Here is a 23,692-nt window from a genome sequence, read left to right on the forward strand (position 1 = left end):
ATGGTTTTACCGTTGGGTTAAATTTACCAGGTTTCTCAATTCTTCCTTTTGGACACCAAAACAATGCCAAAAACGTAAATTAAATCCTCTTTATTGTAATTTACGAAAAAAAAGACAAAAAAGTTTGAGACTCTCGCAAATTTAAGGTAATAACCTCTCTTGGTCCCGCCCTATTTTATTAACTTCGCACAATTTTAATCAATTATTGTATCATATAACATCAAAGGACGGGGAATTGTTTTATGTCCAGCAAATATCAGGAATATAACCAACTGAATTTACCTCAGATAGAGAAAGATATACTCCAGCAATGGGAGCTGCACCAGGCTTTTGAAAAAAGCGTGGACGTTCGTGATGGAGCTACTCCGTTTGTATTTTATGAAGGCCCACCAAGCGCCAATGGCTTGCCTGGTATTCACCACGTGATTTCACGTACCCTGAAAGATCTCGTTTGTCGCTATAAAACGATGCAGGGCTTCCAGGTAAAACGCAAAGGCGGATGGGATACCCACGGTTTACCAGTAGAATTGGGCGTTGAAAAAATGCTCGGTATTACCAAAGAAGATATTGGTAAGAAAATATCTATTGCAGAATATAATGATACTTGCCGCCGGGAAGTATTGAAATATAAAGATAAATGGGATGAACTGACCAAAAAGATGGGCTACTGGGTAGACCTCGAACATCCTTATATCACCTTCGATAACAATTACATTGAATCCCTCTGGTGGGCACTCAAAACCCTCTATCAGAAAGGATTCCTGTATAAAAGTGTCAGCATCCAACCTTATTCGCCTGCTGCCGGAACCGGTCTGAGCTCCGCAGAGCTGAATATGCCAGGTACCTATAAAGATGTAAAGGATACCACCATCGTTGCCATGTTCAAAGCGAAAAAAGCGGAAAATTCCCAGTTCCTCTTCGATGCTGCCGGCAACGACGAAGTTTTCTTCCTCGCCTGGACCACCACGCCATGGACTTTACCTTCCAACCTTGGTTTGACAGTTGGCGGAAATATTGAATATGTTTTAGTGCAGACTTTCAACCAGTACACGCACCAACCAATTAATGTGGTGATGGCGAAAGTACTGTTGGGTAAATACTTTAAGCCAGAAGGAGAAAACCTGGAAATGGACTCCTACAAAGAAGGCGATAAAGTAATTCCTTGGAAGATCCTCACCAGCTTCAAAGGAAAAGACCTGGAAAACGTTCGCTACGAACAGCTGCTGCCTTTCGCACAGCCGGAAGAAGGCGATCCTTTCCGCGTACTGGTAGGCGATTTCGTTACCACTGAAGATGGTACCGGTATCGTACACACGGCGCCTGCATTCGGTGCAGACGATAACCGTGTAGGTAAAAAATATGGTATCGGCATCCTCACCCTGGTAGACAAATCCGGTAAATTCACTGAAAATGTAGGAGAATTCTCCAACAGATATGTGAAGAACTATAAGGATGATCCAGATTATAAAGATGTAGATGTAGATATCGCCATCAAACTGAAGAAAGAGAACCGCGCCTTCAAAGTGGAGAAATATGAACACAGTTATCCACACTGCTGGCGTACAGATAAACCAGTTTTATATTATCCGCTCGATGCATGGTTCATCAAAACCACTGCAGTTAAAGACAGGATGATTGAACTGAACAAAACCATCAACTGGAAACCTGCGTTTACCGGTACAGGCCGCTTTGGTAACTGGCTGGAAAACATGGTAGACTGGAACCTGAGCCGTAGCCGCTACTGGGGAACTCCACTGCCTATCTGGCGTACAGAAGATGGTGCAGAAGAAAAATGCATCGGTAGTATTGAAGAACTGAACACAGAAATCCGTAAAGCCAGTGAAGTACTGGGCGGAGATGTGAACAAATCCTACCTGCATGAAGGTATCCTGGATCTGCACAAACCTTATGTGGATGATATCATCCTGGTAAGCGAATCCGGTAAACCAATGCGCCGTGAACCTGATCTGATCGACGTTTGGTTTGACTCAGGCGCAATGCCATTTGCACAACAGCACTATCCGTTTGAGAATAAAGCAGAGGTGGATGGCCGTCAGGCATTTCCGGCCGACTTTATCGCGGAAGGAGTGGATCAGACCCGTGGCTGGTTCTATACACTGCATGCACTTGGCGTAATGCTGTTTGACAGCGTAGCTTATAAAACAGTGGTTTCCAATGGTCTGGTACTGGATGCCAATGGTATGAAAATGAGTAAACGCCTCGGAAACGTGGTGAATCCATTCGAAACCATTGCCCAATACGGTGCAGATGCTACCCGCTGGTACCTGATCACCAATGCTTCTCCTTGGGATTCCCTGAAATTCGATGTGAAAGGCGTAGGGGAAGTACAACGCAAATTATTCGGTACCCTCTACAATACCTATAACTTCTTCGCCATGTATGCGAACCTGGATAATTTCACATTCAAGGAAGCATACATCCCGCTGGAAGAACGTCCGGAAATTGACCGTTGGATCATTTCCGTACTGAACTCCCTCGTTAAAGAAGCCACCACTTACCTGGACGACTATGAGCCTACACAAGCAGGCCGTGCCGTTGAGCGTTTTGTGGATGAACATCTGAGTAACTGGTACGTTCGTCTCTGCCGCCGCAGATTCTGGAAAGGCGAATACGAACATGATAAGATTAGCGCTTACCAGACCCTGTATGAGTGCCTGGAAAAGGTGATTCAGCTCATGGCGCCAGTATCTCCATTCTTTACTGACTGGATGTTTAACAACCTGAACAAGGTAACTGGTCGTAGTAATGCTGAGTCCATTCACCATACCGATTACCCGGTAGCAGATCCTAAAGCGATTGATCCGGAACTGGAAGAAAGAATGCAACTGGCACAGGATATCTCCTCCCTGGTATTATCCCTGCGTAAAAAGGTGAATATCAAGGTGCGTCAACCGCTGCAAAAGATCCTCATTCCGGTGTCAAATACCCACATGCAGGAGCAGATTGCGAAAGTGGAAGATTTGATAAAAAGTGAGGTAAATGTGAAAGGGATTGATTATCTTACAGAAACTGAAGGTTTCATCAAGAAAAAGATTAAACCAAACTTCAAATCTCTCGGAGCAAAAATGGGGGCCCGAATGAAAGCTGTAGCAGCTGCCATTCAGGCACTTACAGACGCAGACATTGCTGCTATTGAGCGCGACGGGCATTTAATGTTGTCTGTGGATGGTGAGCCGGTGCAGATACAACTCTCTGATGTAGAGATCATTTCCGAAGATATTCCTGGATGGACAGTTGCGAATAAAGGTGCACTGACGGTAGCGCTTGATATCACTATTACTCCTCAGTTACAGGATGAAGGGAATGCACGTGAGTTGGTAAACCGTATACAGAAAATTCGTAAAGACAGTGGTTTTGAACTTACTGACAGAATCGATGTTAAAGTAGCGGCAGCGGACTCTCTGAAGTCGGCGATTATTAACTATAATGACTATATTTGCACGGAAATTTTGGCAGATAGCTTGGACTTGGTAGCAGCGCTACAAGATGGTACAGAAATAGAGGTAAATGACCTTAAATTTAATGTATTAGTTAACAAAAAAAGCTAATCCCCCATGGCAACAAAAAAGAAGGTTGCTAGCAAACAGATCCAAAAGGCCGCTCCGGCGAAGTCCATAACAGCTAAAAAAGCGGTAACAGTAAAAGCTGCCGCTCCAGCAAAAAAAGCTTCGCCTGCGCCTAAACCGGCAGCCGCTAAATCGGCAGCTGTCAAAATTGCGAAGCCAGCAGCTTCTAAAGCCGTGGTAGCTAAGTCATCCGGAAAAAAGACTGAACCAGTCCCGAAGCCGGTTGCAAAAAAGGCATCTGCCCCCCCAAGTAAAACACCGTCCGTGAAAGCAACAGTTGCTGTACCTGCGAAATCGGCCGTTAAACAAGAACCTGCTGCAAAGCAGCTAGTGGTGACCAAAAGCGTTTCCGCTGAAAAACAGAAACCATTAATTTCTAAGTCAGAAGAAAAAGAACTTAAAACGATGGCAGTAAAGAAAGCAGAAAAGGAACAAGTTGCTAAGGAGAAAGAATCCACCAAGAAAGCAGCGGAGAAACCAGTAAAGGCGGAAAAAACAGCCAAAGCGGATAAAACCGCGAAACCCGAAAAGGCTGAAAAATCCGAGAAAACCGAAAAAACCGAGAAAAAAGGTAAAGGGAACACACTGGTAACTTACCAGCCTGAATTCACTAAATCCGTGCTGGATCAACCCGACCAGCCTGTCGGACCAGTATTCAGGTATAGTGATGCTGACCTGCAGGAGTTTAAAGAGCTGATCCTGAAAAAACTGGAAGCAGCAAAGAAAGAACTGGTTTACCTGCAAGGCCTCATTACGCGTAAGGATGAAGCTGGTACCGATGATACTGAAAATAAGTATATGAGCATGGAAGATGGTAGCGGTTCTCAGGAAAGAGAGCAACTCAACCAAATGGCCAGCCGTCAGATTCAGTTCATCGATCACCTGGAAAAAGCGATGGTACGCATTGAAAACAAAACTTATGGTATTTGCCGCGTAACCGGTAAACTTATCGATAAGGCACGTCTGAAAGCTGTACCTCACGCAACTCTTAGCATCGAAGCCAAACTGGCAAAAAGCAAATAAGCTTACACGCATTAGCGTAAAAAATAAAGCGCCCCTTCGCATCTCGCGAAGGGGCGCATTGTTTTTATTAACTGCATCCTGCTATCAGTCTCCTGCAGCCTAACATGCAGCCGTCTCTTTTTTTCGTTTAGTCATTTGCTTTACTGCGAAATATAGTAACGTCGCAGCTCCTATTCCTACCAAGCTACCAATACCAATCCTTTTGGCCTGCTGCTGATTAATGCGAATAGGCGGAATTTTTATTCCTTTTTTTACCGGCGTCACATCAGGAACAATATCTAATAACGGCTGCAACGACAGCCCAGTGATGATCTTGTCAGCAATCTTTTCTACAGCTGCCCGCTGGTATTGTGGACAAAAGGCCACACCTATTCCTGCTTTTATCAATAACTGTTCGTCTTGCTTACCATCTCCCACATAGATAATATTCTGTGTAGCGATACCATATTCTTTGGAAATATAAGTCAGCAATTGACTTTTATCGTACGCTTGTTCCTTCATGAAGTATTCGCCAGCGGTGAATCTCCCTGTAGCGACGCTGTTCACCAGCTGGATTTTGTTAGAGAAGACGAAATCCATTCCCAGTTTATTTTTTATATGCCTCGCTACACACCCGTATGCATCTGTGACAAGTCCGCATACATATCCCCTTCTCTTCAATTCTTTTACCACTCCTTCAATGCCTGGAATAATCGGAATAGCATCCGCTACTTCCAGTAGTTCTGCCAGATTTCTATGTTCAAATAAGGCAGTGATTTTTTCCAGTTTTTCTATCGGATCTTCTACAGTAGCTTGTATTTGCAGGTAAGCAGCTTCCTCGTCAAACGCAATGGCTGCCCAGTAAAGATAATCCTGTGTGAATACGGCATGGTCCAGATTGAATATCACCATCTTTTCCATTTTCTCAATAGATTCAAGAATGGAGTATTCCATCTGTTCCCGGATAACATTAATGTTACCAAGGGTTTCCAGGTTTTCTGAAGGAATATTTTCTGCTTTCTTCAGGATGGTTCGGGAAACTTCGCGCGACATTTTACTGAGTTGTTCCCATGTTTGCATGGCGTTCTCCAGACGGCCTATATTGGCTTCTGTAATGCGCGCGCCCATGAGATGAATATCAATCAGTAAACCAATGTCTACCCCATAATCATTTTCAAACTGCACTTTGGTCAGTAATGATTTTCTGGCGGCAATCATACCGCTGAGCGGTTGCTGGAAATGTGCCAGGTCTGGGAAGAGAATACTTAGCAGTGGCTTGGCCACCAGTTGAGTGACCCTGCCTGCCTGCCGTTCAAAGTAGGATTTAACGAAATCAGCTTCGTCTTTTTCAATAGGAATGGTTAATATGTCCACAATATTGTCGGGGTAGGTAGTAATATCACCATCTACGTAGGCGATGATATCTCCTTTGGCCGCCATCATTCCTTCTCTCATAGAGATACCTTTTCCGCGCTGGCTGCTGGTTATGACACGGACATCTTCTTTCATCGCTTCAGCTACAGTATTATCGGTGGAATTATCATCTACTACAATAATCTCTATCTGTCGGGATGTCTTCTTTATCGTTTTAATAACCTGGCGTATAGTGGCGCCTTCATTTAATACAGGAATTACGATCGAGATCATAGGAGTTCGCTATGTTAAAGGTTAATAAAATATGCTACAAAGAGCTATGTTGGCATTATCAGCATGGGGTATAACAAAAACGGTACCATAAAAACCGCTGTGGTGGCCAAAAAAAGCGGCTCCGGGATTTCCGGAGCCGCTTTACGTATAGGCAGTAACGTTAAGATATTGTTATTTGAATTCCTGCATCTCCACTAATTTTCTGTAGATACCTTCCACTGCCATCAGTTCATCGTGGGTACCAGTTTCCACGATTTCGCCTTTTTCCATCACTACGATTTTATTGGCATGCTGAATAGTACTGAGACGATGCGCAATCACAATAGTGGTGCGGTTTTGCATCAGTTTATCCAGGGATTCCTGTACTAATTTTTCAGATTCTGTATCGAGTGCGGAAGTGGCCTCGTCCAGGATCATGATGGGAGGATTTTTGAACACAGCTCTCGCGATGGTAAGGCGCTGACGCTGACCACCACTGAGTTTCATACCGCGATCTCCAATAGAGGTATCGTAGCCTTTTTCCAGGCCTTCAATGAATTCGTGGGCGTTCGCAATTTTTGCCGCCTGAATGACTGCCTCGCGATCGACATTCGTCTGCCCGAACGCAATATTATTCAATACGGTATCATTGAAGAGAATGGCTTCCTGGGAAACAATACCCATCAGATCGCGCAGGTCGTCCAGTTTAATGTCTTTTACATCTGTACCATCAATTGTAACTGCGCCTTTATCCACATCGTAGAACCTTGGCAGAATGTCGGCCATGGTGGATTTACCGGCGCCACTGCGGCCCACCAGAGCAATCATCTCTCCTTTTTTTACCTGTAATTGTACATTTTTCAGTACTGGTTTGTAAGGATCTTTTTCGAATGCAAAAGTGACGTTGTTATAATTGATATCTTTTTCAAACCCTTTAACAGCAACAGCATCCGGCTTCTCCTGGATATTTACTTCTGCATCCAACAGACCGAAAATACGTTCACTGGATACCAAACCTTTTTGCAGGGAAGTGATCGCTGTAGAAATATTTTTTGCTGGCTGCAGGATCTGTGAATAGAATACGAGGTAGGTGATAAACGCAGCACTGGTCAATACTGTATCGCCTGCAAGTACGATGCTGCCGCCAAAAATCACCAGTATAACAACGATGATTACACCGAAAATTTCAGAGATAGGGGATGCCATCTCACGTTGGTTATAGATAGACTTACTGACTTTGATAAAGTGTCCGTTCACAGCTGCAAATTTTCTTTGCATGAATTTCACTGCACTGAAAGATTGGATCACCCGAACGCCGCTGATACTTTCTTCAGAAATAGCGATGGTTTCGCCAAAGAGCGCCATGCTGAAAAAACCTTTCTGCTTCAGTTTCTTGCTGATGTAGGAAAGCAGAAAACCTGATACAGGGAAGAATAAAATAGTGAAGAAAGTAAGTTTGGCAGAGAGATAAAACAACGCAGCAAAATAAGCAACAATGATAAACGGATCACGGAGAAATACCTGAATAGCATTGACTACGTTGGATTCTATCTCCTGTACATCGCTGGAGAAGATGGTGAGAATTTCTCCTTTTTTACGATTATGATAGAATGAAAGTGATTGTTCAGTCACTTTGTTATACATATCATTTCTTACTTTTTCCAACAACACCATGCGCAGTCTTACAATCACGCGTGCACTCATATAACGGCCTACGTTGGCGACAGTAGTACAGATGGCAATGAATGCGCCGACAAATACCAGTGCGCCGAATTTATCGTTGTGTAGTACGATATAGCTGTTGAAATGGTATTTGAAAAGATTGATAAAATATTGAACAGAGAAAGTAAATTCAGGTCGTGTTAATACATCTGGTTTTACCTTATCAAACAACACATCCAGCAAGGGAATCAACATGGAAAAGTTTACAAGTCCGAAAACGATTCCTATAATTGTATAGATGATGTACTCGGGCAGGTAATGATGTAAGGGAGAGGCGTATTTCAATAATCGCTTTAAAGTCTTCATTCCTGTTTCTTTAGTCTTGATTTTAAGAACAGGCAAAAATAGGATAATTAGATAGAATTGTGAGGTAAACAGCTCCTAAATCGGTCAATCTTCCGCGGAAATGGTTAATTTCGCGCTTAGCTCCCGATTATAAACGAAAAAACTGAACGACATGCAGGAAACTAAGAGGCAAAAACAAATTGGACAGTTGGTACAGGAAGAACTGAGTACTATCTTCCAGCGCATGGGCTTTAACGTGCTGGAGGGTGGAATGATATCCATTGCTGCCGTTAAGATGACGCCCGATCTGCTGGAGGCGAAAGTTTACCTGAGCATGTTCCAGATTAAGGATAAAGACGGCATGCTGGAGCGTATCAACGAGCGTATGGGGGAAATCAAGAAAGAGCTGGGAAGGCAGGTTGGCAAGCAACTGCGCCGTGTTCCGGAGCTGACTTTCTTCCTGGATGATACCTTGGATTACGTGTTTAAAATGGAGGAAGTGTTCAAGAAAATTAAAGAAGACGACTCCAAAATTAAAGGCGATTCCGATACCAAAAACGACACAAAATAATTAAAGTCCCCTCGAACAGAGGGGCTTTTGGCTTATTCTTATGATCTGGCAGTTTGCTTCCCGTTACTTCAGGGCCAAGAAATCCACAAATGCCATAAATATTATAGCCTGGGTAAGTGTGGGAGCGATTGCGGTAGGCGCCGGGGCATTAATAGTTATTCTGAGTGTTTTCAATGGTTTTGAGGATCTTGTAAAGTCCTTATATTCTTCTTTTTACCCTTCTGTAAAGGTGGCGCCTGTATCTGGCAAGATTATCCGGCTGGATTCGGTGCAATTATCCCGTATCGCTACCCTTCCCGGGGTGGCTGATTATTCGGCGGTAATAGAGGAAAAGGCGGTGATGCGTTATGGCGATGAGCCTACCATTGCGGTTTTGAAGGGGGTAGATGGCCATTACACCCGGGTGGCGGATCTCCGCGGAAAAATCGTCCGGGGGAAATTTGATACCGGCGATGCGGAGGAGGGCTATGGGGCTATCTTTGGCCTGGAGCTGGAAGGCGCATTGGGCGTGGATGTAGAACATGGACTTTCGCCAGTAACGGTATACCTTCCCCGCAGATCGGCTACTTCTTTTACGGTACCTGAAGATGCATTAAATAGTGGGATTATCTATCCTAAAGGCACTTTTGCTATTCAGCAGGAGTTCAATTCCAAATATGTATTAACAAATATTGCGTTCCTGCGTAAGCTGCTGGAGCTGGGGCCTGATGAGATGTCGGCCCTGGAGATCAGCGCTAAGCCTGGTACCAACGACGATCAGTTACGTAACCAGTTACAGCAATTGTTGGGGCCAGGATATAAAGTGCAGACGCGGTTCGAGCAGAATCAGTCGTTGTACGCTATTATGCAGACGGAAAAGTGGGCTGTGTATGTACTGTTGAGTTTCATCCTGGTGATAGCCGCCTTTAACATGATTGGTTCGCTGTATATGTTAGTGATTGAAAAGCAAAAAGATATTACTATTCTGAAAGCGATGGGTGCCCGTCAGTCTTTAATAATGCGGATATTTTTGGCGGAAGGGTTGATCATTGCGGGTATTGGCGCTTTATTAGGATTGGGCTTGGGGACTGCTTTTTGTCTGATGCAGCAGCATTGGGGACTTATCCGATTGGAGGGTACTTCCTTCCTGGTGGATACTTATCCGGTGAGTATACATTTAATGGACTATGTATTGGTAATGGTAACGATAGTTGTGATTGGTGTGTTGGCGAGTTGGTATCCGGCGAAGCGGGCATCCAGGGAAGTGATCACATTAAAAGCGACTTGATAAATAAATAGCTTAAAAAGAAAGGCCGTCTCTTAGAGGCGGCCTTTCTTTTTATAATTAAGTACGAAATGCGGAATTAGTAATCGCCCAGTGTTTCTGGCAATTGAGCAAGTGCTTTAGCGAGTTGTTCGTCGCTAGGAGCGATACCATGCCATTCGTGGTGGCCTTCCATGAAGTCTACACCTTTACCCATGATGGTGGTCATGATGATGCAGATAGGTTTACCCTGACCGGTGAGGGATTTTGCTTTTTCCATGGTAGCAACTACTTCGTCGATATTGTTGCCATCCATGTGCATTACGTGCCATCCGAATGTTTCGAATTTAGCGCCGATATCGCCGAGGCCAGCAACGTCAAGGGTGGTGCCGTCGATTTGTTGACCGTTGGCATCTATAGTGATGATCAGGTTGTCTACTTTATGGTGAGGAGCAAAGAGCGCTGCTTCCCAGTTTTGACCTTCTTCGAGTTCGCCGTCGCCATGGAGGGAGAACACGAGATGTTTATCGCCATTCAGTTTTTTCGTTAGGGCGGCGCCGATAGCAACGCTCATACCCTGACCGAGAGAGCCAGAGGCAACACGTACGCCTGGAAGGTGTTCATGCGTAGTAGGGTGACCTTGCAAACGGGAGTTCAGTTTGCGGAAGGTGCTGAGTTCAGCCAGTGGAAAGTATCCGGAACGGGCCAGTACGCTGTAAAAAACCGGAGAGATATGGCCGTTAGACAAGAAGAACAAATCCTGATCCTTACCATCCATATCAAATGGGGCTGGTTTATGATCCATTACTTTGAAGTAGAGCGCAGTCAGAAAATCTGTACAACCGAGAGAGCCGCCTGGGTGGCCGCTCTGCACAGCGTGAACCATTCTGACAATGTCCCTTCTAACCTGTGTAGCGATATCTTGTAGCTGTGGCATGATACTTGTTAATTTTTAAAGCCGCAAAACTAAAAGATTTTCGTAGAAATGTGGCTGTTGAATGTTTGATTTGCGCGACCAAAATATCACAAAATCTTTATTTTTTAAGAGAATATTTACACATTTCATTGAAATTAATATCTTTGCACTCTAACCCCCCAATAAATGGAGAATGTATTAATTGCTACCGTCCTAAGTTTTGTTGTTACCTATTTTTCGATTCCAATACTTATTAAGGTCGCGGAATTAAAACATTTATACGACGAACCGGACGAAAGGAAAGCCCATAAAAAGCGTATACCAACGCTTGGAGGAATCGGATTTTTTTCTGGTTTCATCATCGCTGCAACAGTCTGCGTACCTGCGTTGCAGAACTCCCCTTTCCAATATATGATGGCAGCATTCTTTATCATTTTCATGGTAGGTATGAAAGATGATATCGTAGGGTTGTCTCCATTAAAGAAACTGATAGGCCAGTTACTGGCTTCATTCGCTATCATATATCTTGGCAACCTGCAGATTTCTAATATGTATGGTTTTATGGGGATTTATGAATTACCGGCTAGTATCAGTCTGATGCTGACGTATTTCACCTTTATAGTAGTAATAAATGCCTTTAACCTGATCGATGGGGTAGACGGTCAGGCGGGTAGTATAGGCTTGCTGGTTAGTGCAATCCTGGGCGCTTATTTCCTTCATGTTGGCGAAACTACTTATGCGGTGATTGGGTTTGCACTCGCAGGCGGTTTGGCAAGTTTCCTGATTTACAATATTTCTCCGGCTAAGATATTTATGGGAGACACGGGCTCTCTGTTAATAGGACTGGTAAATGCGGTCCTGGCAATCAAGTTCATTGACGTAGCTGGTAATCCGGCTGGCAAAATGCCTATTACTGCTACGCCAGGTGTGGCTTTTGCTATTCTGATTGTACCGCTGTTTGATACGCTGCGTGTATTTGCCGTGCGTATGCTTCAGGGACGTTCTCCTTTCTCGGCAGACCGTAATCATATCCATCATTATCTGCTGGATCTGAAACTGAATCACAAACAAACAACGTTGGTTTCTGTTACGGTAAACGCGATTTACATTGCAGCAGCCTTTGCATTACAAGGCATTGGTACCACTGCTATGGTATTCGTGGTGGTTGGGTCAGCATTGTGTCTCACTACATTATTATACCTCGCCCGCAGACGTAAACTGGCGACCGTATTACAACCCGTGCTGGCGCCCGCCGTTGCTGAAGCAAGCATCATTTCGGAATCGCCCGCTTCCAAGATCCTCCGCGTTACAAATGATGGGATTTTACAAGATAAATAGTCTCATAATCATATTTAAAAGGGTAGCAAGCAACTTGCTACCCTTTTTTAATCGCCGGCAGGCGGCTTTACTTTGACGATTAAAAGAAAACGTGTAGGTTTGCACGCACTTAACTATTTATGTTATGCAAGATGATCTAAATCTTATCCTGGATGATGCTACGGAATCGATGAAAAAAGCCATCGGACACCTGGAATCGGAACTGACAAAAGTTAGAGCCGGTAAAGCCAACCCGCAGATTCTGGATGGTATTAATGTTGACTATTACGGCGCTTCCACTCCACTGAACCAGGTAGCTAATGTGGCCGTTGCTGATGCCCGTACACTGACTATACAACCTTGGGAAAAAAACATGCTGCAGCCAATTGAAAGAGCAATCATTGCTTCCAATATTGGTCTGAACCCACAGAATGATGGTGTAATCATCCGTCTTTTCCTCCCTCCTCTGACAGAAGAAAGAAGGAAAGAGTTTGTAAAAAGAGTGAATGGTGAAGGTGAGCAGGCAAAAGTAGCGATCCGTAACATCCGCCGTGATGCTATTGAAGCTATCAAAAAGCTGCAGAAAGATGGTTTAAGTGAAGATACCGCTAAAGACGCAGAAGCCGATGTACAACAGATGACCGACAAACACATTGTATTGGTAGACAAGCACTGTGAAACCAAAGAAAAAGAAATAATGGCCATCTAAGACTGGATAATATTATTACTTAAAAAGCCCCGGATGACAATATCATCCGGGGCTTTTTGTATCATGATTAAGTTGAAATTATGCGTCTTTCGCCCTGTTGACCAGGTATACCCCAAAAAGGATCAGTAACATACAGGCTATCTGTATGGAATTGATCGCTTCATGTGCCAGCAATCCCCAGCCCATGGCTACAATTGGTAAAGCGTATGTTACCATGGAAGCAAACATAGCTCCAGCCCTGCGAATCAGCAAATAGAACAAGACCGCAGCCACACCAGTACCCATTACACCTAATACCATGCCTGCCGCCAATGAACGCCAGGGAGCGTGGTCGGTTGTAAACTGTGGGAAGAAATCCGTGAAAAGTAAGATAGGCAGCGTAAACAGCCCACAGAAAAACATGGCAATAGATCCCAGCTGTAAAGAACCATACCCTTTTAAATGATGATGTACCAGACTGATATTGGCGCCGTAACTAACCGTTGCGGCTATTACCAGTAAGCCATAGTACCAGTATTCATTGGTAGCAATACCCTTATTGGAAAAGAGCAGCGCCACGCCAATCAGGCCCACTCCTACCCCCGTTAGCTGTGCCTTTTTGATAGGACTATGAAAGATGAGGAACCCTGTGAGGAGTGCCATCAGTGGTGTTAAAGAATTCAGGATACCCGCAAGAGAACTGTCGATTTTTGTTTCTGCAAGACAAAACAAGAATGCTGGCAGGCCGTTTCCAAGGATACCTGAAAGTATGATGATAGGTAGTTTACGTATGGGCGTTTCCTTGAGGTATTTCGGCAGAAAAGGAAGTAGTGCCAGTCCTGCAGCCACAAGCCTTAAACTGGCTACCTGGTAGGGACTGAAAGACTCCAGGCCTATTTTCATCAGAATAAAGGAACTGCCCCAGGTAAGAGATAACAGGAGAAATACTCCCCAATTGGCGATTTTTTGGTTCAAAGTGGCAATATTTTATGTGTGCAAAGGTCATATTATATGGCCATTTATGCAAAAGAATCAGGAAAATACAGAACAGATATGGCTCCATTTTGTTAAATTTAAAAAACAGAATCAACCACGCATGGGTAAAATCAAACTGGCAGATATTAACACTTCCGCGCCTAAAAAACTAGATAAAGAAAAAGTCAAAGCAGCCACCAGAGAAATTTTGCAGGAACTGGATGAACTCCAGAACTTGTTGTATGCAGAGCATAAACATAGTGTACTGATGGTCATTCAAGGTATGGATGCCAGCGGGAAAGACGGCGTTATCAAGAATGTGACAGGAACACTGAACCCACAGGGCGTTACGGTACATTCATTTAAGACTCCTACCAAAGAAGAAATGGATCATGATTTTCTTTGGCGAATACATAAGGAAGCGCCAGGAAAAGGTATGATTCAGGTATTCAATCGCTCTCATTACGAAGATATCCTGATTCAGCGCGTACATAAATGGATTGATGATAAATTGGCGTATAAACGAATGGATGCCATCAATGATTTTGAAAAATTACTGGCAGTACACGGGAATACGCAGATACTGAAATTCTATTTGCATGTATCCCGCGAAGCGCAGACACAAAGACTCCTGGAGCGTACCGAAGATCCACGCAAGATGTGGAAATATAATGAACAAGATCTGGAAGAGGCCAAATTGTGGGACAAATACATGGCCTGTTACGAGGATGCATTGAACAACTGCAATTACATTCCATGGATTGTAGTACCTGCAGATCACAATTGGTACAAAGAGTATGTCATTGCAGTAACGTTAAGGGATACACTAAAATCGCTCAAGATGAAATATCCAAGACTGAAGAAATAAAGTATAAATTAATAGATTGTCAATGAATGAGTTCCACTAAAATGTTAATTTTGCTTTCGAAAAATTTAACCACTTAAACCTTTTCATTATGTCGTTCATTAAGGAGTTTAAAGAATTTGCCATGAAAGGCAATGTAATGGATCTTGCTGTGGGTGTGATTATTGGTGGAGCGTTTGGAAAGATAGTTACATCATTGGTAGATAATATTCTGATGCCGCTAGTTGGATTGTTTACCCAAGGCAAGAATTTTAATGACTTCTTTGTATTGTTGGACCATAGTAAGGGGGACGTATCTACATTGGCAGAAGCAAAAGCTAAAGGTATTGCTGTTTTTGCCTATGGCGCTTTTATTCAGAGTATCATAGATTTTCTGATTATTGCGCTCTGTATTTTCATGCTGGTAAAATTCATGAACCGCTTAACCCGTAAACAACCAGCAGCTCCTCCAGAACCTACCGCACAGGAAAAACTGCTGATGGAAATCCGCGACGCTATCAAATCAAAGTAAAATTTTATATACCCCCATTACCTGTTTCCTCTTCTGAGGAAACAGGTTGGCTATTTCATACATAGAAGAACAATAAAATAGAAATTGATGAAAAAAATTGCTTTATCCATTGCCTGCTGTCTGTTGTTTGGTTTGATGGTTCAGGCCCAGGATAATAACTGGATGAAGAGCGAGCGGGAAGCCGCCGCCAAGAAACTGAAGAAGAAAGATGACAAGGATACCATTCCTGATGGCTGGAAAAAGGGGATGAACCTCAATGTTAACATCAACCAGGGATCATTGAGTAACTGGGCAGCTGGAGGAGACAACTTTTCCTTATCCCTCGGTTCTACCATCTTCGCATGGGCGAATTACAAAAAAGGTAGAAGAGAATGGAGCAACGTAGCAGATCTGGCTTATGGTTATATCAATACTACCAGTCTTGGTGGCCGTAAAAGCGATGACCGTATTGATCTGACGACTAAATATGGCTATGATATCGGACGTAACTGGTATGTAAGCGGATTAGTAAACCTCCGTACGCAGTTTACAGATGGTTATCAATATCCGCCAGATACCACCCCGGTATTTTCTTCCACTTTCTTCGCTCCTGCGTATACTTTATTATCTCCGGGTTTTGATTACAGACCTAATAAGGAGTTTTCCCTCTTTCTCTCCCCTGTTACAGCGCGTTTTGTAATAGTGATGAACAGATTCCTCTCTCAGCAGGGAGCTTATGGGGTAGACACGGGTAAGCACATGAAATATGAAATGGGCGCCTATTTATCGGCTAATTATATTAAAACGATTGGTAAAAATATTACTTATAAAGGCCGTTTAGACTTGTTCTCTAATTATATGCACAATCCTCAGAATATCATTGTTTATAACACCAACGCCTTGGAACTGAAGGTAAATAAGTGGATCTCTGCAGTGTTGACACTTGATATGATATACGATGATAATGTGAAAGTATTTGAGAATAAGGAGACCGGCGTATTAGGACCACGATTGCAGATCAAACAGGTCATTGGGGTCGGGTTTGCCGCCAAGTTCTGATTAGCGGGAATTTTGTTATTTTTGATATATACAGCAGCAGGAATTTGTCTTTTACAGGCACTTGCTGCTGTTTACAATTAAAAAAATAGAGGTGATCGATCAATCCACATATAAAATTGTACTGCCACAGTTCGAGGGTCCTTTTGATCTGCTGTTGTTCTTCATCGAGCGCGATGAACTGGATATTTACAATATCCCCATCAATAAGCTGACACAGGATTTCCTCGGCTATATTCATCATATTGAATCGCTGAATATAGAACTGGCCAGTGAGTTTATTCTCTTTGTTTCTACGCTGATGCGTATTAAAGCGAAGATGCTGCTGCCACGTAAAGAGGTGGATGAGCAGGGAAATGAAATCGATCCGAGGCTGGAACTGATAGACAAGATCCTGGAATATAAGCGTTACAAGCAAGCTGCCGCTGAAATGGCGGAGATGGAAGCAGACAGGCTGCTGGCGCTTAAACGCGGAAATATTGCCAAAGAACTGGCTGAAATTGGGGAAGCTTCCTCAGAAGGAACGGAAGTACAAACACTCACGCTTTTCAAGCTGGCAAAGACTTTCGAGAAGATTATCCAGCGCATGAAAGAGCGGGATAATAAACCGCAGCACGTCGTTTACAAGTACGACTATACCATGGAAGGTTCCAGGATGTACATGGAAGAACTGGCGCGTGCGGAACGTACCCTTTCCTTCGAGAAAATCTTCGATCACTGTAAAGACAGAGTACATGCTATCTTCCTCTTCCTCAGTATGCTGGAACTGGTACAGATGAAGCATCTGGGCATTATGGTGGGAGAAGGCAGAAATAATTTTATCATTGATTATATAGATCCTTCCAACAGGGAGGAAGAACCCGCAGGAGTAGTTATCGATGGCTGATAAAAGAGGAAATATAGAGATAGTATCCTTACCGGATTATGAACACAGTAACCCATCCTTCATTGTGTCGGGCTTGTGTGAACTGGGAGAAAGTTTTTTCCAACAGATAGGCGTGCCTCACCGGCATGATTTCTATACTATTTATTGGATCAAAACAGGAAAACTTACCCAAACAATTGATTCCGTTGTACATGAAGTAAAGGATAATACCCTCTTTTTCCTGGCCCCCGGTCAAGTGCATAATATTCAGTCCAGCGAAAAGATTGAAGGCTATATGATCGCTTTCCAGGACTCCTTTATGTGCCTGCGCGATCAACAGCAAGCATCCAGCATTAAATCCAGCCTCTTTTTCAATAATCGTTTCAGTTCTATAATTACTATCTCCAAAGAGGAATCGGTCGATTTTGAGGCCGTTATTCACTTAATGATGAAAGAACTGAGCCTGAAGGAGCCCGATTATGATACCGCACTCCATGGACTACTTCGTTACTTCCTGGTACTGGCATCGCGGGTGAAAGGCGAAAGCGTGGTGGCTACCGCAGATCAACATGCGGCCCATAATAGCTCTATCTTCCTGAATTTCAAGAACTTAATTGAGGAAAAATACACATCGTTGAAAAATGTTTCAGATTATGCTAGTTTGTTATATATTAAACCGGTGTTACTCAATGAAATAAGTAAGCAATTGTCCGGTATTACCGCCGGCGAGCACATCCGCAACCGGGTTATCCTGGAGGCGCAGCGATACTTACATTTTACCGACCTCACTGCAAAGGAAATCGCCTACAAGCTTGGGTTTGAAGATCCGCACTACTTTAGCCGCTTCTTTAAAAAGTATACCAATCAGAGCCCTTCTGAGTTCAAAGAAGCTTCCCGGGTAGTTAATACACAGCCATAATCCCCCTTTTGAAAAAAAAAGTCCATTACTAGGTGAGTTTTATCCATTTTATAAGGGTGTTATAACATGTAGTTTTGTGTTGTCTTAATCAGGAGGCAATTATGAAAACGATAAAACATGTAATTGACATTTATAAAGCACCTGCCCCTCACATGGTAGGAGATGGATTCAGGGTGCACAGCGTATTGCCTGGCGGTACGCGCAATGAGAATAACCGGGTAAGCCCTTTCATCCTGTTGGATTACGGCGCACCTGCTTATTTCCCGCCTACCAACCGTCCTCGTGGCGTAGATCAACATCCGCATAAAGGTTTTGAAACCGTAACCGTAGTGTACCAAGGCGAACTGGAACACCGCGACTCTACCGGTAGCTATGGAAAACTGGCTCCTGGAGATGTGCAATGGATGACCGCCGCAAATGGTATCGTACATGAAGAAAAGCACGAAACAGCATTCAGCAAACGCGGTGGTAAAGTAGAAATGGCACAGCTGTGGGTAAATCTGCCGAAGGCACATAAAAGCGACCAACCACATTATCAAAACCTGACTAAAGCGGACATTCCTGTCGTACCGATTGGCGAAAACAGTTATCTGCGGGTGATTGCGGGAGAATACAATGGTACCAAAGGCGCTGCCAGTACATATTCTCCAGTGAACGTCCTCGATGTGCAGTTGAAGAAAGGCGATAGTGTAACTGTGTCTTATCCTGAAAATTTCAATACCATGGCGGTATTAATGCAAGGTAAAGCGGATTTCGACGGAACAGCTGCCAATGCAGTGGAAACAGTTTTCTTCGGAAAACAGGGAACAGATATCACGATTACCGCAATAGAAGATACCTCTTTACTTATGTTGAGTGGTGAGCCAATAGACGAACCTATTTTTGCATACGGTCCGTTTGTGATGAACAACGAACAGGAAATTGTGGAGGCTATCAACGACTATAATGCGGGCAAGATGGGCTTTTTGAACTAAATATTATTACGTCTACATACATATAAAAAACAAATTTTAACACTTTTAATTCATACTATATGACTACCTGGAAAATTGATCCTACTCACAGTGATGTACAATTTAAAGTGAAACACCTGATGATCACTACCGTAACCGGACAATTTGGTACCTTCGATGCTACCATGCAAACGAGCGGTGATGATTTCTCCAATGCCAATATAACTTTCGAAGCAGATATCAACAGTATCACCACACAGAATGAGCAACGTGATCAACACTTGTTACAGTCTGATTTCTTCGAAGCTGCGAAATTTCCTAAAATGACTTTCGTATCCAAAGAAGTGAAAAAAGTGGATAATGAAACTTACAAATTGCTGGGTGATCTGACCATCCGTGATAATACCCGCCCAGTAGAACTGAAAGTGGAATACGGTGGCGAAGTAGTGGACCCATGGGGCCAAACCAAAGCTGGTTTTGAGCTGAGCGGTAAAATCAATCGTAAAGATTTCGGTCTTACTTTCCATGCGGTAACAGAAACAGGTGGCGTTATGCTGAGCGATGAAGTAAAACTCCTGGCCAGCGTTCAAATGGTAAAACAACAATAATTATATCTCCATTACAGCTGCATCCACTGATGCAGCTGTTTTGTCGATTTATACAAAACTCAAATTAAAGATGAATATCGTAGAGAAACTAGAATGGCGTTATGCCGTTAAGAAATTTGACCCAAGCAAAAAGCTGAGCAAAGAACAATTAAATAACCTGATTGCAGCCACTCGTTTGTCTGCTTCTTCTTATGGTTTACAACCATATAAAATACTGGTAGTGGAAAACCCTGCTGTACGTGAAAAACTGAAAGCGGCTTCCTATAACCAGCCACAGATTACAGATGCATCACAACTGATTGTGTTTGCCCGAGTAGCTGACCTGGCAGAATCACACGTGGATGAGTATACGAAGAATATTGCGCAGACACGTAACATCGATCATGCGATGTTGGGCGACTTCGCCAATATGATGAAAGGTACAGTACGCAACCTGGATGCTGCCAGTGCTGCCACCTGGACATCCAAGCAGGCATATATTGCCCTGGGTACTCTGCTGACAGCCGCTGCTGCAGAAGGTATTGATGCTGCTCCAATGGAAGGCTTCAATCCTGCACAATACGATGAGATTTTAGGACTGAAAGAAAAAGGATTATCTGCTGTAGTGATTGCTGCAGTTGGATTCAGAGCGGAAGATGATGCGGTGCAACATTTTAAGAAAGTACGTAAGCCACTGGAAGAATTCGTAGAAGTAATTTAGGAATCAATTGACAGGTAATGGAAATGGCCTCTTTGCGGATATCTGCGAAGAGGCCTTTCTCTTACACAGGAAATCCGGAATTAATTTGTAATTTGGCGTCCTACACTGCTATTTTCACCGCAAAAAGTAAAATATTAAAACATGAAAAGATTTGCATCTGCCAATTGGCAAGGAACAGGTAAGGAAGGTAAAGGTACGCTGTCTTCCCAAGCTGGCGCCCTCAATAACACTCCATATTCTTTCAGCAGCCGCTTCGAAGATGGCGCTGGAACTAATCCTGAAGAGCTGATCGCTGCTGCGCATGCTGGTTGTTTCACTATGAAACTGAGCTTCATCATTTCCGGTGCAGGTCTGACTCCTGGTAACATCGATACCAAATGCACTATTACTTTCGAGAATGGCGCTATCACTGAAAGCCACCTGGAAGTAAAAGCCAGCGTTCCTGGTCTGGATGCTGCAAAGTTTGCTGAATTCGCAAAAGATGCAGAAGCAAACTGCCCTATCTCCAAATTGCTGAATACAAAAATTACCATGGATGCAACCCTGGTATAATCGATAACTGTATTTAACTTTCGAAAGGGCTGCCATCGGCGGCCCTTTTGTATTTCAAGCTGTTTTTGTCCATGCTTTTCTACATAACGTCCATTCTCTACCCTTTGCAGATGTGCGATATTTGTACTGTTAAAAAGGAGTAATTATGAAAAAGATTATACATCGCGGAGCAGACAGAGGATTTGCAGATCATGGTTGGCTGAAATCACATCATACCTTTAGCTTTGCTAATTACTATAATGCTGATATGCTTCATTTCGGCGCACTTCGCGTACTCAACGACGATTGGGTGAAAGGCGGAATGGGTTTCGGCGCTCACCCGCACGATAACATGGAAATTGTCTCCATCGTCCTGAATGGCGCCCTTGCACACAAAGACAATACTGGCAGGGATAAAACAATAGAACATAACGAGATTCAGGTAATGAGTGCTGGTACTGGTATCGTTCACTCTGAATTCAATGCCAGCAAAACGGAAGATGTAAACTTCCTTCAGATCTGGATTTTCCCGAAATATAGAAATGTACAACCTCGCTACGATCAACAGGCATTTAATCCGGCAGATCGTCATAACAAAATGCAGGTAGTAGTTTCACCGGAACAAAAAGAAGGGCAACTCTGGTTGAACCAGGACGCCTGGTTTTCACTGGGGAATTATGATGCCGGACAACGGTTTACCATTTCTCCGAAACAGCCTGGTATAGGCAGTTACCTGTTTCTTATCAGCGGAGAAGCAAAGGTGGGCGATGATATTTTACAATCCAAAGATGCGATAGGTATTTCGGATTATGAGCAAATAGAGATTGAAGTAAACAAATCGGCAGAGTTTTTGTTAATAGATGTTCCGATGTTGCAATAATTCGAACTATATACTAACCCATTATTCGAAGGGTGATAGGTAGCAATCCTGTCACCCTTTTTTAATGCAACTGCATTTTATTTTCCGGGAAAAAATTGTAACCTTAGCTTAAATGATCCTTACTGATGAAACGTATCTCCCTGTTTTCCGTCTTCTTTTTACTGTTAACAGTTTTGTCTAAAGCCGGCGATAAGCATCCCCGTGTGGAATCCTGCGATAAATGTATCGTTATTGCAGAGCAATCACAGCATAGAATCGTCATCGCAGATGTCCATTCCGGTAAGGTGATTTGGGAGTGGAGACCCGATCGCTCCAACGTGCAGTCGGATCACGTGAAATGGTTTAGTAATCCAAGTGAAGCCAAGGTAGTCTATAACCGCCGTTATGTATTGATGACCGCATCCGGAGGCGGTGTGGCATTGATTCGGATTGCTGACAAAAAAGTAGTCTTTTACGCCTATGCAGGTGGCAATACGCACTCTGCTGAGTTGCTGCCAGATGGCAATATTGTAAGCGCTTCCAGTACCGGTAATTTCCTGACAGTTTTCAGAACCGATACAACACATTTCCCTGATGGCGTTTATACGAAACAGGTGCCTATTGAATTTGGCCATAATGTGGTTTGGGACCCCGGGAATAACAAACTGTGGTCTGTGGGAATGTCGTCTATACATGCCTTTCGTTATAACCATAATTGCGCTGCGCCTGATTTGGTGACAGATACGACCATTGCGATGCCAGGGAATGAAGGACATGATCTTGTCCCGGTATACGGTGAGAAACGACTCTGGCTGACGAATGCCAGCAATGTGTATTACTTTGATGTGAATCGCAAGAAATTGACACCAGCAGACCGCGTATTACAGGATAATATCAAAAGTGTATCTTCTGGACCCGCTGGCTTTCCCACTATTGTCATCCGGCCTAAAGAATCCTGGTGGACGGACGAAGTGCTGGATGCTGGCGCCAAGACCGTTTTTCAACATAAAGGTTGGAAGATATACAAAGCAAGATGGGTATTGCCTGATACTTTCAGTAATCCTGATGGATTTGATTTTCATACCTGCAAATAATCATACTGTATGCTGGTTTCCCTGATTTTGGCTAACTTCATACCGGACTAACGATGGAACCTATGCTGTTGGCAACAGATCTTGATGGAACTTTTTTAGGAGGAACAGACGCAGATAAAACTTCTTTATATCAACTTATCAAAGAATCGCCTGATGTACGATTGGTATTTGTAACGGGCAGGGGTATACGAAGTGTGTTGGGATTATTGGAAGACACGGCTTTACCAAGGCCTGAATATATCATCTGTGATGTAGGCGCTACCATTACGCACTTCCCGACTATGATGCCTGTAGAACCCATACAGTCGGGCATAGCAGCCAAATGGCCTGGTGAACAGGTACGTGAGAAGTTAAAAACTGTAGCTGGTCTGTTACATCAGGAAGCGCAACAACAATACCGCTGCTCTTATTATTACGACGCACAAACAGATATTCCTGCTGCACAAACAGTGGCAGCCTCTTTCTCCTGTGATCTGATGTTATCGGCGGGTAAATACCTGGATGTATTGCCAGGAGGCGTAAACAAAGGGTATACGCTGTTAAAGCTGCTGGAGGTGTTGGGTACATCACAGGAGCAAGTATTAGTAGCCGGCGATTCCATGAATGATCTGGCCATGTACGAAACTGGATTGCAGGGCGTAGTAGTAGGCGGTGCGGAAGAAGAATTGCTTGCGCAGACGGCCGTAATGCGACATGTGCTGCAGGCCAGCAGAATCGGGGCCGGAGGGATACTTGAAGCGATGGAAAAACATCATGCATTTGCTTCACTAATTGATAATGTGGGATTAAGATAGTGTGATTTGATGTAATCCAATCTGTA

Annotated in this window: 22 protein-coding genes; 18 read left to right on the forward strand and 4 right to left on the reverse strand. The window is 43.6% G+C overall.

Features of this window, described 5'->3' with window-relative positions; all coding sequences use genetic code 11:
- The first annotated feature begins 242 nt into the window (after window positions 1-242).
- A complete protein-coding gene (gene ileS / locus CLV59_RS24475; protein ID WP_111594731.1) occupies window positions 243-3,569 on the forward strand; it encodes an isoleucine--tRNA ligase in 3,327 nt (1,108 codons plus the stop codon).
- 6 nt (window positions 3,570-3,575) lie between these two features.
- Entirely contained in the window at window positions 3,576-4,610 is a 1,035-nt protein-coding gene (locus tag CLV59_RS24480; RefSeq protein ID WP_111594732.1) for a TraR/DksA family transcriptional regulator, read from the forward strand.
- 99 nt (window positions 4,611-4,709) lie between these two features.
- On the opposite strand, the gene CLV59_RS24485 is transcribed toward CLV59_RS24480, so the two are convergent.
- Window positions 4,710-6,236: a glycosyltransferase gene (locus CLV59_RS24485; protein ID WP_111594733.1), complete on the reverse strand. Its 1,527-nt coding sequence runs from the start codon at window positions 6,234-6,236 to the stop codon at window positions 4,710-4,712.
- Between the two features lie 171 nt (window positions 6,237-6,407).
- A complete protein-coding gene (locus CLV59_RS24490; RefSeq protein WP_111594734.1) occupies window positions 6,408-8,243 on the reverse strand; it encodes an ABC transporter ATP-binding protein in 1,836 nt (611 codons plus the stop codon).
- Between the two features lie 151 nt (window positions 8,244-8,394).
- Between CLV59_RS24490 and rbfA the strand changes: the two genes are divergently transcribed.
- On the forward strand, window positions 8,395-8,793 hold the full coding sequence (rbfA, locus tag CLV59_RS24495; protein WP_111594735.1) for a 30S ribosome-binding factor RbfA: 399 nt from the start codon (window positions 8,395-8,397) through the stop codon (window positions 8,791-8,793).
- A gap of 40 nt (window positions 8,794-8,833) precedes the next feature.
- Complete coding sequence (locus CLV59_RS24500) at window positions 8,834-10,060, forward strand: FtsX-like permease family protein (protein ID WP_111594736.1); 1,227 nt, start codon at window positions 8,834-8,836, stop codon at window positions 10,058-10,060.
- A gap of 76 nt (window positions 10,061-10,136) precedes the next feature.
- Here the strand turns inward: CLV59_RS24500 and CLV59_RS24505 are convergent, their stop codons facing one another.
- On the reverse strand, window positions 10,137-10,973 hold the full coding sequence (locus tag CLV59_RS24505; RefSeq protein WP_111594737.1) for a transketolase: 837 nt from the start codon (window positions 10,971-10,973) through the stop codon (window positions 10,137-10,139).
- Between the two features lie 165 nt (window positions 10,974-11,138).
- On the opposite strand from CLV59_RS24505, the gene CLV59_RS24510 reads away from it, so the two are divergent.
- Both CLV59_RS24510 and frr read left to right on the forward strand, forming a co-directional pair.
- Window positions 11,139-12,290 carry a glycosyltransferase family 4 protein gene (locus tag CLV59_RS24510; RefSeq protein ID WP_111594738.1) on the forward strand — a complete coding sequence of 384 codons (1,152 nt, stop codon included), beginning with the start codon at window positions 11,139-11,141 and terminating at the stop codon, window positions 12,288-12,290.
- 124 nt (window positions 12,291-12,414) lie between these two features.
- The gene (frr, locus tag CLV59_RS24515) at window positions 12,415-12,978 is read left to right on the forward strand and encodes a ribosome recycling factor (RefSeq protein ID WP_111594739.1); all 564 of its coding nucleotides are present in this window, start codon (window positions 12,415-12,417) and stop codon (window positions 12,976-12,978) included.
- 78 nt (window positions 12,979-13,056) lie between these two features.
- On the opposite strand, the gene CLV59_RS24520 is transcribed toward frr, so the two are convergent.
- Window positions 13,057-13,932, reverse strand: a complete 876-nt coding sequence (locus CLV59_RS24520) for a DMT family transporter (protein ID WP_111594740.1) — start codon at window positions 13,930-13,932, stop codon at window positions 13,057-13,059.
- A gap of 46 nt (window positions 13,933-13,978) precedes the next feature.
- On the opposite strand from CLV59_RS24520, the gene CLV59_RS24525 reads away from it, so the two are divergent.
- From CLV59_RS24525 to CLV59_RS24580, 12 genes are all read left to right on the forward strand, one after another.
- Window positions 13,979-14,800 (forward strand): PPK2 family polyphosphate kinase, encoded by an 822-nt coding sequence (locus CLV59_RS24525; RefSeq protein WP_245950948.1) that lies wholly within the window; start codon window positions 13,979-13,981, stop codon window positions 14,798-14,800.
- Between the two features lie 88 nt (window positions 14,801-14,888).
- Window positions 14,889-15,308, forward strand: coding sequence for a large conductance mechanosensitive channel protein MscL (gene mscL / locus CLV59_RS24530; RefSeq protein WP_111594741.1), 420 nt, complete (start codon window positions 14,889-14,891; stop codon window positions 15,306-15,308).
- 87 nt (window positions 15,309-15,395) lie between these two features.
- A complete protein-coding gene (locus CLV59_RS24535; RefSeq protein WP_111594742.1) occupies window positions 15,396-16,346 on the forward strand; it encodes a DUF3078 domain-containing protein in 951 nt (316 codons plus the stop codon).
- Between the two features lie 91 nt (window positions 16,347-16,437).
- Window positions 16,438-17,229: a segregation and condensation protein A gene (locus CLV59_RS24540; protein ID WP_245950949.1), complete on the forward strand. Its 792-nt coding sequence runs from the start codon at window positions 16,438-16,440 to the stop codon at window positions 17,227-17,229.
- Window positions 17,222-18,127 (forward strand): helix-turn-helix domain-containing protein, encoded by a 906-nt coding sequence (locus CLV59_RS24545; protein WP_111594743.1) that lies wholly within the window; start codon window positions 17,222-17,224, stop codon window positions 18,125-18,127. The genes CLV59_RS24540 and CLV59_RS24545 overlap by 8 nt, the downstream gene beginning before the upstream one ends.
- A 101-nt stretch (window positions 18,128-18,228) precedes the next feature.
- Window positions 18,229-19,101, forward strand: coding sequence for a pirin family protein (locus tag CLV59_RS24550; protein ID WP_111594744.1), 873 nt, complete (start codon window positions 18,229-18,231; stop codon window positions 19,099-19,101).
- A gap of 59 nt (window positions 19,102-19,160) precedes the next feature.
- On the forward strand, window positions 19,161-19,688 hold the full coding sequence (locus CLV59_RS24555; RefSeq protein WP_111594745.1) for a YceI family protein: 528 nt from the start codon (window positions 19,161-19,163) through the stop codon (window positions 19,686-19,688).
- Window positions 19,689-19,758: 70 nt separating this feature from the next.
- Window positions 19,759-20,388, forward strand: coding sequence for an NAD(P)H-dependent oxidoreductase (locus CLV59_RS24560; protein ID WP_111594746.1), 630 nt, complete (start codon window positions 19,759-19,761; stop codon window positions 20,386-20,388).
- 141 nt (window positions 20,389-20,529) lie between these two features.
- On the forward strand, window positions 20,530-20,940 hold the full coding sequence (locus CLV59_RS24565; protein ID WP_111594747.1) for an OsmC family protein: 411 nt from the start codon (window positions 20,530-20,532) through the stop codon (window positions 20,938-20,940).
- Window positions 20,941-21,085: 145 nt separating this feature from the next.
- Window positions 21,086-21,799 carry a pirin family protein gene (locus tag CLV59_RS24570; RefSeq protein ID WP_111594748.1) on the forward strand — a complete coding sequence of 238 codons (714 nt, stop codon included), beginning with the start codon at window positions 21,086-21,088 and terminating at the stop codon, window positions 21,797-21,799.
- 125 nt (window positions 21,800-21,924) lie between these two features.
- Window positions 21,925-22,872: a DUF6528 family protein gene (locus CLV59_RS24575; RefSeq protein ID WP_111594749.1), complete on the forward strand. Its 948-nt coding sequence runs from the start codon at window positions 21,925-21,927 to the stop codon at window positions 22,870-22,872.
- A gap of 53 nt (window positions 22,873-22,925) precedes the next feature.
- Window positions 22,926-23,666 carry an HAD family hydrolase gene (locus CLV59_RS24580; RefSeq protein ID WP_111594750.1) on the forward strand — a complete coding sequence of 247 codons (741 nt, stop codon included), beginning with the start codon at window positions 22,926-22,928 and terminating at the stop codon, window positions 23,664-23,666.
- Window positions 23,667-23,692 lie beyond the last annotated feature (26 nt).

Source organism: Chitinophaga dinghuensis (assembly GCF_003259435.1).
In the GTDB taxonomy this organism is placed as follows: domain Bacteria; phylum Bacteroidota; class Bacteroidia; order Chitinophagales; family Chitinophagaceae; genus Chitinophaga; species Chitinophaga dinghuensis.

Excerpts from the sequence above, each read along its gene's own strand:
- CLV59_RS24485 (WP_111594733.1), bottom strand. The coding sequence starts at position 6,236 with ATGATCTCGATCGTAATTCCTGTATTAAATGAAGGCGCCACTATACGC.
- CLV59_RS24500 (WP_111594736.1), top strand. The coding sequence starts at position 8,834 with ATGATCTGGCAGTTTGCTTCCCGTTACTTCAGGGCCAAGAAATCCACA.
- ileS (WP_111594731.1), top strand. The coding sequence starts at position 243 with ATGTCCAGCAAATATCAGGAATATAACCAACTGAATTTACCTCAGATA.
- CLV59_RS24545 (WP_111594743.1), top strand. The coding sequence starts at position 17,222 with ATGGCTGATAAAAGAGGAAATATAGAGATAGTATCCTTACCGGATTAT.
- CLV59_RS24510 (WP_111594738.1), top strand. The coding sequence starts at position 11,139 with ATGGAGAATGTATTAATTGCTACCGTCCTAAGTTTTGTTGTTACCTAT.
- CLV59_RS24580 (WP_111594750.1), top strand. The coding sequence starts at position 22,926 with ATGGAACCTATGCTGTTGGCAACAGATCTTGATGGAACTTTTTTAGGA.
- CLV59_RS24560 (WP_111594746.1), top strand. The coding sequence starts at position 19,759 with ATGAATATCGTAGAGAAACTAGAATGGCGTTATGCCGTTAAGAAATTT.
- CLV59_RS24575 (WP_111594749.1), top strand. The coding sequence starts at position 21,925 with ATGAAACGTATCTCCCTGTTTTCCGTCTTCTTTTTACTGTTAACAGTT.
- frr (WP_111594739.1), top strand. The coding sequence starts at position 12,415 with ATGCAAGATGATCTAAATCTTATCCTGGATGATGCTACGGAATCGATG.
- CLV59_RS24505 (WP_111594737.1), bottom strand. The coding sequence starts at position 10,973 with ATGCCACAGCTACAAGATATCGCTACACAGGTTAGAAGGGACATTGTC.
- CLV59_RS24490 (WP_111594734.1), bottom strand. The coding sequence starts at position 8,243 with ATGAAGACTTTAAAGCGATTATTGAAATACGCCTCTCCCTTACATCAT.
- CLV59_RS24555 (WP_111594745.1), top strand. The coding sequence starts at position 19,161 with ATGACTACCTGGAAAATTGATCCTACTCACAGTGATGTACAATTTAAA.
- CLV59_RS24550 (WP_111594744.1), top strand. The coding sequence starts at position 18,229 with ATGAAAACGATAAAACATGTAATTGACATTTATAAAGCACCTGCCCCT.
- rbfA (WP_111594735.1), top strand. The coding sequence starts at position 8,395 with ATGCAGGAAACTAAGAGGCAAAAACAAATTGGACAGTTGGTACAGGAA.
- mscL (WP_111594741.1), top strand. The coding sequence starts at position 14,889 with ATGTCGTTCATTAAGGAGTTTAAAGAATTTGCCATGAAAGGCAATGTA.
- CLV59_RS24480 (WP_111594732.1), top strand. The coding sequence starts at position 3,576 with ATGGCAACAAAAAAGAAGGTTGCTAGCAAACAGATCCAAAAGGCCGCT.
- CLV59_RS24525 (WP_245950948.1), top strand. The coding sequence starts at position 13,979 with ATGCAAAAGAATCAGGAAAATACAGAACAGATATGGCTCCATTTTGTT.
- CLV59_RS24570 (WP_111594748.1), top strand. The coding sequence starts at position 21,086 with ATGAAAAAGATTATACATCGCGGAGCAGACAGAGGATTTGCAGATCAT.
- CLV59_RS24565 (WP_111594747.1), top strand. The coding sequence starts at position 20,530 with ATGAAAAGATTTGCATCTGCCAATTGGCAAGGAACAGGTAAGGAAGGT.
- CLV59_RS24535 (WP_111594742.1), top strand. The coding sequence starts at position 15,396 with ATGAAAAAAATTGCTTTATCCATTGCCTGCTGTCTGTTGTTTGGTTTG.